Origin of the sequence: Streptococcus pseudopneumoniae (assembly GCF_001073085.1) — a bacterium.
GTDB classification, from domain to species: domain Bacteria; phylum Bacillota; class Bacilli; order Lactobacillales; family Streptococcaceae; genus Streptococcus; species Streptococcus pseudopneumoniae_M.
In genome coordinates this window covers 1-11,960 of sequence record NZ_JVFV01000023.1, presented here as the reverse complement: position 1 = coordinate 11,960, position 11,960 = coordinate 1, and the positions used below count along the sequence as shown (strand labels likewise).

General features: G+C 41.0%; 12 protein-coding genes. All 12 read left to right on the top strand.

All coding sequences use genetic code 11. From position 1 onward, the window contains the following. Positions 1–6: 6 nt before the first annotated feature. Complete coding sequence (locus ADH90_RS04690; RefSeq protein WP_049530171.1) at positions 7–846, top strand: N4-gp56 family major capsid protein; 840 nt, start codon at positions 7–9, stop codon at positions 844–846. Continuing rightward, a complete protein-coding gene (locus ADH90_RS10805) occupies positions 846–1,016 on the top strand; it encodes a Rho termination factor N-terminal domain-containing protein (RefSeq protein ID WP_080982621.1) in 171 nt (56 codons plus the stop codon). Before ADH90_RS04690 ends, ADH90_RS10805 begins: the two co-directional genes overlap by 1 nt. A 1-nt stretch (position 1,017) precedes the next feature. Beyond that, complete coding sequence (locus ADH90_RS04685; protein WP_049530170.1) at positions 1,018–1,335, top strand: phage head-tail connector protein; 318 nt, start codon at positions 1,018–1,020, stop codon at positions 1,333–1,335. Then, the gene (locus ADH90_RS04680; protein ID WP_049530169.1) at positions 1,332–1,637 is read left to right on the top strand and encodes a hypothetical protein; all 306 of its coding nucleotides are present in this window, start codon (positions 1,332–1,334) and stop codon (positions 1,635–1,637) included. The genes ADH90_RS04685 and ADH90_RS04680 overlap by 4 nt, the downstream gene beginning before the upstream one ends. Further along, positions 1,630–2,022 (top strand): HK97-gp10 family putative phage morphogenesis protein, encoded by a 393-nt coding sequence (locus ADH90_RS04675; protein ID WP_053092372.1) that lies wholly within the window; start codon positions 1,630–1,632, stop codon positions 2,020–2,022. Before ADH90_RS04680 ends, ADH90_RS04675 begins: the two co-directional genes overlap by 8 nt. Further along, positions 2,019–2,405 carry a phage capsid and scaffold protein gene (locus ADH90_RS04670; protein WP_049530168.1) on the top strand — a complete coding sequence of 129 codons (387 nt, stop codon included), beginning with the start codon at positions 2,019–2,021 and terminating at the stop codon, positions 2,403–2,405. Before ADH90_RS04675 ends, ADH90_RS04670 begins: the two co-directional genes overlap by 4 nt. A gap of 17 nt (positions 2,406–2,422) precedes the next feature. After that, a complete protein-coding gene (locus tag ADH90_RS04665) occupies positions 2,423–2,959 on the top strand; it encodes a phage major tail protein, TP901-1 family (RefSeq protein ID WP_049530167.1) in 537 nt (178 codons plus the stop codon). A gap of 66 nt (positions 2,960–3,025) precedes the next feature. Beyond that, positions 3,026–3,370 (top strand): tail assembly chaperone, encoded by a 345-nt coding sequence (locus tag ADH90_RS04660; protein ID WP_049530166.1) that lies wholly within the window; start codon positions 3,026–3,028, stop codon positions 3,368–3,370. Between the two features lie 71 nt (positions 3,371–3,441). Next, positions 3,442–3,699, top strand: a complete 258-nt coding sequence (locus ADH90_RS04655; protein ID WP_065427206.1) for a hypothetical protein — start codon at positions 3,442–3,444, stop codon at positions 3,697–3,699. 13 nt (positions 3,700–3,712) lie between these two features. Beyond that, entirely contained in the window at positions 3,713–6,952 is a 3,240-nt protein-coding gene (locus tag ADH90_RS04650; protein WP_049530164.1) for a tape measure protein, read from the top strand. An 11-nt stretch (positions 6,953–6,963) separates the two neighbouring features. Beyond that, on the top strand, positions 6,964–7,749 hold the full coding sequence (locus ADH90_RS04645) for a distal tail protein Dit (RefSeq protein WP_049530163.1): 786 nt from the start codon (positions 6,964–6,966) through the stop codon (positions 7,747–7,749). Further along, positions 7,746–11,960 (top strand): phage tail spike protein (locus ADH90_RS10575; RefSeq protein WP_053092371.1); only part of this gene is annotated, 4,215 nt, incomplete at its 3' end. The genes ADH90_RS04645 and ADH90_RS10575, both read left to right, overlap by 4 nt.

Genomic DNA, 11,960 nt, shown 5'->3' with positions numbered 1-11,960 from the left:
TAGACAATGACACAAACTAAACTTGCACAAATGGTCAACCCAGAAGTAATGGCTGATATGGTATCAGCTAAACTTCCTAAAATGATTAAATTCACACCGCTTGCATTCGTCGAGCGCACACTTGTTGGGCAACCAGGCACAACTGTCACAGTTCCAAAATGGGAATACTCTGGAGATGCCAAAGACATCGCCGAGGGTGAAGCGATCACTCCAGACCAATTGACTACTAAGAAGTCTACTATGACGATCAAAAAAGCTGGTAAAGGTATTGAACTTACAGATGAATCGGTTCTTTCTGGTTATGGTGATCCAATCGGTCAAGCGACACATCAAATTGCTTTGGCTATCGCTAACAAAGTAGATAATGATTTAGTGGAAGAAGCTAAAAAAGCCACTCAATTCGTAGCTGAAGCACCTACAACTGGCGATGCACTTGATAAAGCGTTGGCAGTCTTTGCAGACGAAGAAGACGCACGTTACGTTGCTCTTCTCAACCCTGAAGATGCTATTGCTTTGCGCGGAGATGCTGCTAAAGAGTGGGTTCGTGGTTCAGAAATCGGCGCGGATATCGTTGTATCTGGGACATTTGGCGAATTCCATGGTATTCAAATTGTTCGTACTAAAAAAGTTGAAAAAGGTAAAGGTTTCCTTGTTAAAGTTTCAGCTGTTGACACAGATACAGATGATGTCGCTAAATACGGAGCGTTTGTAATCAATCTTAAACGTGATGTAGCTATCGAAACAGACCGTGACATCCTTAAAAAGACAACGGTTATCACTGGTGATGAACACTATGGCGTTTACTTGTACGATCCTACACGAGTCGTTAAATTCGGGGGTGCTTAATGGGGATGATGTTACGCAGACATCATCAAAACAAAGAGCAGAAAGTTGAAGAAGTTATCAACTATGGAGATTTCACGGTGAAAGAACTAAAAGATATTGCGAAAGAACGAAATATTGAAGGTTATTCAACCTTGAACAAAGAGGAACTTGTCTCTGTATTGGAGGGATAGCATGGCAGATATCTCTCAAGTTAAAACGTTGTTAGGAATTGACGATAATTTACAAGACACATTACTTCATACAATCTCTACGTTGACAACTTCTCATTTTTTGGCTTATGCTGGGGTTGATGATGTTCCACAAGGTCTTGATTACATCATTACCGAGGTTATGATTAAACGGTTTAATCGCATAGGTGCAGAAGGGCTGACAAGGCACGACATAGAGGGTGCTTCGATGTCCTTTAGTTCAGATGATTTCAAAGAGTATGACAGCATTATCAAGCGTGTTTGCGCTAAAACATTCAATGCGGGGTTTAAAATGTTATGAGATATAACGATAGAGTTGAAATTCTCAATAAGAAATCCGAAGTGTATGATCCAGAAACTGGAGAATACACAACAGGAGAAGATGAACGACTTGTCTTGCCAGCTTATGTTATGGACTTGGGTCTTAATAAGCAAGTTGCTGTATTTGGCGCTTATAAGCGAGACTCAAAGGTTGTTTATCTGCAAAATAAACCTAAAATCGCATTTGATTATCTTAACTATCAAGGAGAACGCTATAAGTGTAGAGCAGACAAGCAATCCGAGACAGTTTTTTACTTAGAAAGGGACAAATCGATTGGGTAGTACAACTTTTCAACTTCGAGGTTTAGACAAGCTTCAAGCGAAATTGCAACGAATTGCAAAGCTTGAAGAAGTTGAAAAAATCATCGAAGAGCATGGCAGTAACATGCAAAAGAAAGCTGTTGAGAATGCTTCAAAATTTAGGGGGCATTATGAGGGTAGAGGAAGCAGCAGGCACTTTGTGAAGCCTACTGGTGCTACTAAGCGTTCTATCTCTGTAAACAGTAGTAAGATTGATCGGTTCAAGTATCGTGTTGCCCCCGGAACACTTTATGCTGCATACGTTGAACTAGGCACTCGGAAAATGAGCGCACAACCGTTTATTAAGCCAGCTTTTGACGACCAAAAAGCACTTTTCAAGCGTGATTTGGAAAGGTTGGTTAAATGAAATCAAGAGAACAAGCAATTTTTGACAGCGTATTTAAACGTTGTCTTTTTTTAGGTTACACAACTTACGATTACAAGCCAGACGATAATGCTCCTTATCCGTTCGTTGAATTTGAGGATACGACTTCATTGCTCGTGCCAAACAAGACGGATGTTAAGGGGACAGTTGAACTGGTTGTCTCTGTTTGGAGCACTCGTAAGAAACGTAAACAGGTATCTGATATGTGTTCGAGTATCTTAGCTCAAGCGATGATGGTTGGTGAGGCAGACGGCTATCATGTAGCTTTGAATATTGCTCAATCAACTATATCGCTTATGGATGACGATACGACAGTCGAACCGCTAAAACGCGGTCGTATTCGGTTAGTATTTACAATTTTATAGAAAAAGGAGGGCATGAAATGCCTATTGCAAAAAAAGGGATTGACAGTATTCTATTATTTCGCTTGTTGAGTGAAGCAAGCAAAGCAGATGGTGCTAAATTAGCATTTCAAACTGAACATTCATCTGAGAAGAGCCGTGACGCTAACTCGGTTAAAACTAAAGACGGCGTTCTTCAATCAGTTGGTGGCATTGAGGTTTCTATCAGCGCTACGACTATCATGGCTGAAGACGATGAACTTGTTGCTAAGCTTGAAAAAGCTATGGATAAGGGAGAACTTATCGAAGTTTGGGAAATCGAAAAGAATGCTAAGAAGCAAGGTGATAAATTTGAGTCAGTATACTACCAAGGTTATCTAACTGCATTCAAGAAAACCAAGAACGCTGAAGATTTGATTGAACTCGAACTAGAAATCGCAGTTAATGGTACTGGTGTCAAGGGATATGCTACTCTCAACACCAGCCAAGCTGAAGTGGTTCAGTATGAGTTCGCTGACACTACTAAGTCAGCATCTAGTTCATCAGCAGCTTCAGGCGTTCCAGGAGTTGGTGGGTAGAAGAAATTGAGAGAGGTGCATGCCTCTCTTTTTTATTGTATTTTGTAGAAAAAAGGAGAAATAACAATGCAATTAGCAATCAATGGAAAAACTTACAATGTGAAATTCGGTGTTAAATTTGTACGTTCGTTGGATAAAACTTTCCCAATTGAGCGAAACGGGATGAAATTCGGAATGGCTTTATCTACTAAAATTCCTGAATTGTACGCTAAAAACATCGCTTCATTGGCTGATATTCTCTATCACGGAACAGTCACAGAAAGCCCACGACCTTCCTTAGCCGATGTTGAAACGTTTGTTGAAGAGCATGAAGATTTAGAACAATTATTTGATGATGTTATTCAAGAATTGAGTGAATCAAATGCGGGTAAGTCTTTGATGTCGGAGATGAACCAAGATCTCAAGAAGTAGTTAAGAAATCATCTCTTGAAACGTTTGAGGAAATCATTATAAATTGTGTACGATTTCTGAACATCACAGACATGAACGAGATTGGTCGTATGACAATGTACGAGTACGATTTGCTAATGACTGGGGTGTTGCTAAGAAAACAAGATGAAGATGAACTCTTACATCGCTCTGCTTGGCTATCTAGACAAGTGGAAGCTACTAAATTGGACGGCAAAACTCCTTTATATAAAAAATACAGTGATTTTTACAAGAAAAAAGATACGACTAAGCAAAAGTATCAACTTTCAGAAGAAGAGAAGCGACTCTTACTGAAAGCGAATTTGAAATGAAAGGAGGTAAATAATGGCAGAAACTTATTCGGTCGAAGCGATACTAACCGCGGTTGACAAAGGAATGAGTTCGACTTTGAACGGATTACAGAAGGCAATTAACGGACTTGAAAAAACATCATCTGCATTTGATACGATTTCAAACAAGAGTAGCTCTATGTTTAAATCAATGTTGGGCGCAAACTTGGTTAGTTCAGTAATTGGTTCAGCAGTTGGTAGCATTAAAGGCTCTTTGGGCGAAATGGTTGGAGAATTGAACAGTTCCAAGAAAGCGTGGGACACGTTTGATGGAAACCTTAGTAAATTAGGTTGGGGTAAAGACCAAATCAACCAAGCTAAAGAGGCTATGCAGGACTATGCCACTAAAACCATCTACTCGGCTTCAGATATGGCGAGTACGTTCTCACAGATGGCTGCAATCGGTCGTGAGGACAGCGGACAACTAGTTGAAGCAATGGGTGGACTTGCCGCATCTGCTGAAAACCCTAAGCAAGCGATGAAATCCTTGTCTCAACAAATGGTGCAGGCTTTAGCTAAGCCGAAAATCAGTTGGCAAGACTTTCGTGTCATGATGGAACAGGCTCCGGCAGGTATGAGTGCTGTTGCCAAAGAAATGGGGATGTCTCTAAATGAGTTGATTACTAAAATTCAAGCAGGGCAAGTTAAAACAGATGATTTTGCTGAAGCATTTAAACGAGCTGGTATGTCTATGCAGGACATGGCCACAAGCTATAAGACGATAGACCAAGCGCTAGATGGATTGAAAGAAACGCTAGCAAACAAACTAAAACCAGCTTTTGACGCATTATCTAAGGCAGGTATCAAGGCTCTTGAAGCGATTATGAATCAGCTTGATAAGATTGATTTTAAGAAGTTAGCAACTGGTCTTGAAGATGTCCTGTCAAAAATTAACTTTGATGCAATCGTTGAAAAGATAGCGTCGTTCGTGAGTGCGTCTGTTGCTAAAATCAAGGAATTTTGGCAAGGTTTTTCGAATACAAGCGCAATTGCTGATTTTAAAAAGGCGTTGGGCGAAGTTTGGGAAGCTATTAAGAAGGTTGCATCAGCCTTTTCTGGAGGCGACATGGCCTCATTTGGTGAAAAGATCGGGAAAGCTTTAAGTATTGCTTCGACTGCTATTCAGTCCTTCGCCAAGGTTGTTCAAAGTTTGAGTCCAGAGCAGATAAGAGCCATTGCATCAGCATTTCTTGCATTTAAAACTGCTCAAAGAACGACTAAGTTAGCAGCGGATGCTTTGACGGGACTTAGCAATGCGGCCCAAACATCCAAAACGGTATTCGGCGCTATGAAAAGCGCTTCGAACGTTGGTTCGGCCCTTTGGGGGATTGCTAGAGGGTCTAAAGCAGCAAGTTCAGCTTTAACATTTATGGCAGGAAGTTCAAAACTTGCTAGCTTCGCTCTGAGCGGACTAAATATTTTGTCTAAGATAGGTGGCTTTCTAGCTCCCGTTGCGACAGCTATTGTGTCATTCGTTTCAGGCCCTGTCGGTCTGATAGTTGTAGCGGTTGTCGGAATAATCGCTGCATTCGTTTTATTGTGGAATAAATGTGAAGGATTCAGAAATTTCTTCATAGGCTTATGGGATGGAATTGTTAACGTCGCTTCTAACGCTTGGCAAGGGATACAGAATGCTTGGAGTGGATTTGTCGAATGGTTCTCTAATCTTTGGAATAACATCAAAGAAACGGCTTCAAACACTTGGAATAGCTTCATGGAGAAGGCTCAGCCGGTTATCGATGCTATAAAGGCTGCATGGAATGTTTTAACAGAATTCTTTTCTGGGCTTTGGGAAGGTATTAAGTCTTTTGCTTCAGATGTTTGGAACAGCTTCTTAGAAGGTGCACAACCGATAGTGGAAGCGTTGATGAACGTTTGGAACGCTTTGACAGAGTTCTTTTCAGCTCTCTGGAACGGAATCGTTTCAATAGCTACTACAGTTTGGAATGGTATCGTTGAAGTAGTGACACCAATCATTGAAGCAATTAAAACCGCTTGGAATAGTTTGGTAGAGTTCTTTACTAATCTTTGGAACAGTATCACAGAGGGTTCTACAACTGCATGGAATGGCTTTGTGGAGTTTTTGACACCGATTGTCGAAACTATCAAAGGTTTGTGGGCTGGCTTCTCTGAGTTCATGTCTACTATCTGGAATGGTATTGTAGAGGTCGCTACGACCGCATGGAATATGCTTCAGCCTGTCATCGAGACGGTTTGGACAGCTATTCAGCAGTTCATCACAAGCGCTATTGAAGTTATCCAAAACGTGATTACGACAGGCATGCAGATTGTTCAAGAGGTATGGAATGCAGTTTGGACGGTATTCACTACAATTGTTCAGACGGTTTGGACGGTTATCTCTACAGTTATTTCCACTGTTTTGAATGTAATAGCAGGTATTATTAGCGTAGCGACTGCGCTTATCCAAGGAAATTGGAGTGCTGCGTGGGAGGCTATTAAAGGTATTGTACAAACGGTTTGGACAGGCATCCAGACAGTTATCTCAACGGTAATCAATGCGATTAGTAATATCATCAGCACAGTATTGAGCGCTATTCAAAATATCGTAACAACAATTTGGACAGGTATTCAAAACTTTGTATCAACCTCTATCAATGCGATTAAAGACACTGTAGTAAATGCAGCTAACGCCTTGAAAGAAGGTTTTTTAAGCGCGTTAGAAGCACTTAAAAGCGGAGTTTCTAGCGCCATTGAAGCGGTTAAAGGTTTCTTCGACCAATTATGGAATATTGATTTGAGTGCAGCTGGGCAAGCAATTATGGACGGTTTTTTAGGTGGTTTAAAAGCTGCTTGGGGAGCAGTTCAAGATTTTGTTGGAGGTATTGCTAGCTGGATTGCAGAAAACAAAGGGCCAATCTCGTATGACCGTAGATTGCTGATACCAGCCGGTCAAGCTATCATGGGTGGTTTCAATACCGCTTTAATGAGTGGCTTTGAAGATGTCAAAGGCAATGTGTCCGGAATGGCAGACGGTATTCGTTCGATGTTTGACGATGCAGGTTCTAGAGTTTCAGCGATGTCTAATTCTTTGCAAGGTGGTTTCTCAAATAATGTTTCTGGTACATTATCAGCAACGTATGAGGTTAATCAGACGAAAGAACCGGTTATTATTAACCTCGCTCTTGGTTCAAATGATTTCAGAGCCTTTGTTTCCGATATTTCAAATATCCAAAGTAAAGAAGAAAGGATAAGATTGAAGGCCCAAAGCCTTTAATGGTGTTTTAAATGTATACTTTTAACGACACAATCAGAGGCACACCAACATTTAACTCTGGCCTAGAAGTTCGATTCGGTGATGTGAGCCTCAATCAAGAGATGAACAACGAGGACGGAACGTTCTTTGTGGCAAATACTACAGGGCGTGATGTCCTTGATTTTCATCATGAAACTGCAACCATAAAAGGTCGAGATGGCCAATATCTATATGGTGCTACTTATAAAGAGCGTGAAATTGAGATACAGGTCAAGTTAACAGGTTTTACTGATTTAGGTATGCGTAGACAGTACGAGCGATTAAATCGATTGTTGTTTTCTAGGGAAGCTAAGAAATTAGTGTTCGGTGATGATCCAGAACGCTATTATAAAGCTATCTTTTCTAAGGTTAAGAAACCAGAGTTAGAAGATGCAAATGATACAGTTATCAAGTTGCATTTCATTTGCCATGATCCTTTTAAATATACCAGTCCTAAAACGGTAACAACTAGCAAGATTATATACAACGGTGATTTTCCAACAGAACCTATTTTGAGACTAACAACACAAGCAGGTTCTGAAATTCGCATCTTGCATCTTGAAACGCAGAGATACATTCGGCTAAAAGCTACTTATATTCAAGGTTCAAATCTACTTGTTAATTGTGAGACGAGAGAAATCAAGTTGAACAACAGAAACGAGTTGATGAACTTCGATATGGTTAATAGTCGCTATTTTAAATTGCAAAAAGGTGTAAACACGTTTCAAGTTGTTGGAGCTACGTTGAATAGCGTTGAGTATAGAGAGGTGTTCGCATGATCTATTTATTTAACCAATTAGAAGAGTTGATAGATGTAATCGATGAAGCGAGCCTTGCAGAATTTACTCATACGATTGAACTAAATCAATTTGATAGGTCTAGCTTTGAAATCCCTGTTGATTACAAGCCGGACATTATCAAAGAAGCCCAGTTTTTCGGATTTCAATCACGAGACAGGGCTTTTTGTTTGTTTAGGATTTCAGAAAAATCTTATGACAGCGGTCTAACTATTGAAGGAATTGATAGAGCAGAAAGCGACTTGCATTCATTTATTATTGAGGATAAGCGACCTAGCGGAACTGCTGATCAAGTATTGCGTGGAATTTTAGAAGGAACAGGCTATCAGCTTGGAGACACCAACCGTTTAATCGTAAACGGAAAGATGTCATTTTACTACATTTCTGTCAGACAGGCTCTCGTCAAAATTATTGAGTCTTTCGGTTGTGAATTTCGGGTTCGGTACACTTTTGTCGAAAACAAAATCATCGGTCGTTACATTGATCTTTATCAGCGCTTTGGACGAAAAACAGGTCATCAATTTGAGTACGGCTCTAACATTCTAAATGTTACCTACGAAGAATCGTCTGACGAGGTTGTAACTGCTCTTATCGGCAGGGGTAGGGGTGAACAAAGCACAGATGATACTGGAGAAGCTACGGGCGGTTATGGACGTAGAATCCAATTTAAAGATGTTACTTGGTCAGTATCAAAAGGGGACCCCGTTGACAAACCAGCCGGCCAGAATTATATAGCTAATGAGGCTGCTAGAAACAATTATGGTTTGCACCAAAATGGCGTTATTAAGCATCGTTTTGGTGTATATACAAACGAGAACATAGAAGATCCAGTTGAGTTGTTGAAAGCGACTTATAAAGAGTTGCAACGTCTTTCTGTTCCTATTGCTACGTTCAAAGCCAATCTTTTAGATTTAGCTAATGCTATCGAACAAGATATTTGGATTGGTGATAGCGTCGGAATTGTAAGAGACCAGATTGGAATAGCTTTTGAAGCTAGAATCCACAAATTGGTCATCGACAAGTTAGATGATAACCGTTCAGTCGCTGAACTCGGAGATTATCAAACGTTACAAGCCAAAGATCGTACGACACGGCAACAAGCGATAATAGATGCAGTAAGCGGATTTAGTGAATCGCTGATTGAAAAAGCAATCACAGATGAGGTCGATCGAAGGGATAAAGAATTCGACGAGAAGATGCGAATCAACAAACTTGAATTTGATAATGCTCTCGAATCTGCCAAAGCCAGAGCCGAAGAAGTCAAGAGACAACTCTCTGACACTATCGACCAGCGCTTTAGCAGTTTTAACAACGGTCCATTACAAGAAGCCAAGCGCAGGGCTGAAGAAGCGTTGAGAAATGCTGGCGCAAGTACCCTGCTTGCTCAGGAAGCTAAGCAAATTGGGTTGGATTCTGTTGCCAAACTTGAATCGTTCAAGTCGCAGGCTACAAGCGCTCAAACTGCCTTGTCAGGTGATTTGGACGCTCTGAAACAGACGGTCAACAATGAAGTCAATCAAGCTTCAGAATATCGCAGAACGACCACAGAGGCCCTTAGTCGCATGACTGGCCAGATGAATGGATTTGCGACCAAATCAGAAGTCGCTCAGGGTATCGATGGGCTGACTCAGACTTTCGCTAAAATGAGGGTCGGTGGACGGAATTTGTTAAGAGGTTCGAAAGGGCCTTTTCTTCCAGATAGAAAGCCAGCAAATTTTGACAACAACATTCTGTATGTAGGAAATACGTCTATTTACATGGAACAGGGGCAGGAATATATCATTTCTGCCAAAACGGACGGGAACTTTACAGCTCATCATGATGGACTTAAAGAATCCGATAACGTAGTTCTTTGGATTATGGACAAGGATGTCAGAAATTATCAAATTGTATCAGACCTCAAGACAGGCACAACAGGAACGAAAATTATCTGGAATAGACCAACAGGTATCTACCATCTACGCGTTAATACTTATCATAAGGAAGCTGTCAAAAGCGTCTGGGATGTGAAGATTGAGAAAGGCAATATCGCGACTGATTGGAGTCCAGCTATTGAGGATGTAGAAAGTCAAATCACAGAAGCTAGGACTGAATTTAAGCAGACTGCTGATGGTCTATCTACTAAGATGGCAGCGGTTGAAACCTATGTTGGTCAAGATAATCAGCGACAGGAATCCTTGAGAAGATACACTCGAGAAGAGAGCGCACGACAAGCGACGACAGTTCGTGAGCTGGTCGCTCGAGATTATGTTGGTAAGGCTACTTATCAAGAGGATGTGAGAGGTCTTGAGCGTAGGTTTGAAGCTATTACCAACCCGAAAAATGGATCGATTGCCACGCAGATTGCTAACTACAAAACAGCAGTAGATGGCAGATTTGCAGATATCACCTCACTGCTTTCTGGAAAGGCTAATCAGACGGACTTCCAGCGAGTGCAAGAGACTAGCAAGCTCTATGAACGGATTTTGGGTAATACAGATAATGGAATTGCTAACAATGTCGCACGCATGGCTATGACAAATCAACTCTTTCAAGTTGAAGTTGCAAAAAATGCTAGCAATGGTCAAAATTTGTTGAAAGGCTCAAAAAACTTTTCAGGCGATTGGAAAAATATGGCTGTTGGCTGGAAAAAACATTCAGACAAGTATCAAGGATGTGATGTCCTATTTAAAAGCAATTCGTGGAATGGTATTGGACAAGAGATTGATGCGAAGATTGGTGAAATTTATACATTCAGCTTATGGATGAAGAGTGACTGGAAGAATGACACAGTAAATTTTTATGTAAATAGGAACGGCTCCGTCGAGAAAGGCTGGGGTGTTCCATCCGAAACATCGGTCTCTATAACAAGCGAATGGCAACGATACTCATTTACCTTCAAAATTACTAAGGACGGCTTTATCTTCCCTCGTGTAGAACGACTTAACCAAAACACAAATCTTTACGTTGCAGGCCTCAAGCTTGAAAAAGGATCGTATGCAACACCTTACACCCAAGCCCCAGAAGATACAGACGAAGCGATTCGCACGGTTCAAAGTCAACTAACTGGTTCATGGGCTGTCCAGAATATCAACTCAGCTGGAGATATCATCTCTGGGCTTAATCTAGGAGCTGATGGGATAAACCGTTTTATAGGAAAATTGTTTCACATTACCGGCGAAACCCTGATTGATAAGGCAGTTATCAAGTCGGCTATGGTTGATAAGCTGAAAACGGCAAATTTTGAAGCTGGTTCAGTGACTACAGTTGTTTTAGATGCTGAAGCTGTTACGGCCGAAAAACTGAAAGTTGATCAGGCTTTCTTCAATAAGCTTGTCGCAAACGAAGCTTACTTGGGTCAACTATTTGCCAAGCAAGCATTTATTAACCGAGTTCAGAGTGTTGCAATCGATGCAAGTCAGGTTCGGTCAGGTATTTTAAGCGGTGACCGAATCTATGGTGGAACGATTCGAGGGGCCAACATCTATGGGGGAACCCTAACTGGTCATACCAAAATTCAACTTGGCACTTACGGTTCTTTTGATACAGTAGACGGAGGTTTACAAATCAATGTACCTCGAACCGTTAATTCAAAAGACGGTTTGGGAGTCCAATTTATAGGCTCTTATGGTCGTGGGACTAACGTTCCTTACGGACTATACATTTATAAAGATTCAGACTTAACTACCAATTCGACCGCATTACAAAGCGATGACTTTATTATGACTGTTGAAGGTTACATCAAGGCAAAAGGGATAGGTTGGTTTAAGACTGATACGGGTAGTGTTAACGGAAAACTAACAGCCACGATTGGTCTTTGGAACTCAAACAATGTGTCACTTGCGTTTGGTGGATCAGGGAATGATATCTACTATAGTTACAATGGCACAGCATACAGTCTGTGGTCAGTTGTCAACCAGCATTTCTCAGACAGACGTCTGAAAGAAAACATCGTTGATTGCAAGCACAAAGCTCTTGATTATATCCAGCGATTCCAGTTCAAGGAATACGATTGGAAGAAGCAAGAGGATAGACCACGACAAGCACACACTAAGATTGGTTTGATTGCCCAAGAGGTCCAAGCAGTGGATCCTACGCTTGTTTACGAAAACGGAGACACGCTGAACCTGGATAATCTCAGATTGACCAATATAGCACTTAAAGCAATTCAGGAGCTTGCTCTTGAAAATCAAAAACTTACACACAGATTGGAG

Bases quoted from the DNA above. Each gene is read 5' to 3' on its own strand.
- ADH90_RS04690 (WP_049530171.1), top strand. From the start codon at position 7: ATGACACAAACTAAACTTGCACAAATGGTCAACCCAGAAGTAATGGCT.
- ADH90_RS10805 (WP_080982621.1), top strand. From the start codon at position 846: ATGGGGATGATGTTACGCAGACATCATCAAAACAAAGAGCAGAAAGTT.
- ADH90_RS04685 (WP_049530170.1), top strand. From the start codon at position 1,018: ATGGCAGATATCTCTCAAGTTAAAACGTTGTTAGGAATTGACGATAAT.
- ADH90_RS04680 (WP_049530169.1), top strand. From the start codon at position 1,332: ATGAGATATAACGATAGAGTTGAAATTCTCAATAAGAAATCCGAAGTG.
- ADH90_RS04670 (WP_049530168.1), top strand. From the start codon at position 2,019: ATGAAATCAAGAGAACAAGCAATTTTTGACAGCGTATTTAAACGTTGT.
- ADH90_RS04665 (WP_049530167.1), top strand. From the start codon at position 2,423: ATGCCTATTGCAAAAAAAGGGATTGACAGTATTCTATTATTTCGCTTG.
- ADH90_RS04660 (WP_049530166.1), top strand. From the start codon at position 3,026: ATGCAATTAGCAATCAATGGAAAAACTTACAATGTGAAATTCGGTGTT.
- ADH90_RS04655 (WP_065427206.1), top strand. From the start codon at position 3,442: ATGAACGAGATTGGTCGTATGACAATGTACGAGTACGATTTGCTAATG.
- ADH90_RS04650 (WP_049530164.1), top strand. From the start codon at position 3,713: ATGGCAGAAACTTATTCGGTCGAAGCGATACTAACCGCGGTTGACAAA.
- ADH90_RS04645 (WP_049530163.1), top strand. From the start codon at position 6,964: ATGTATACTTTTAACGACACAATCAGAGGCACACCAACATTTAACTCT.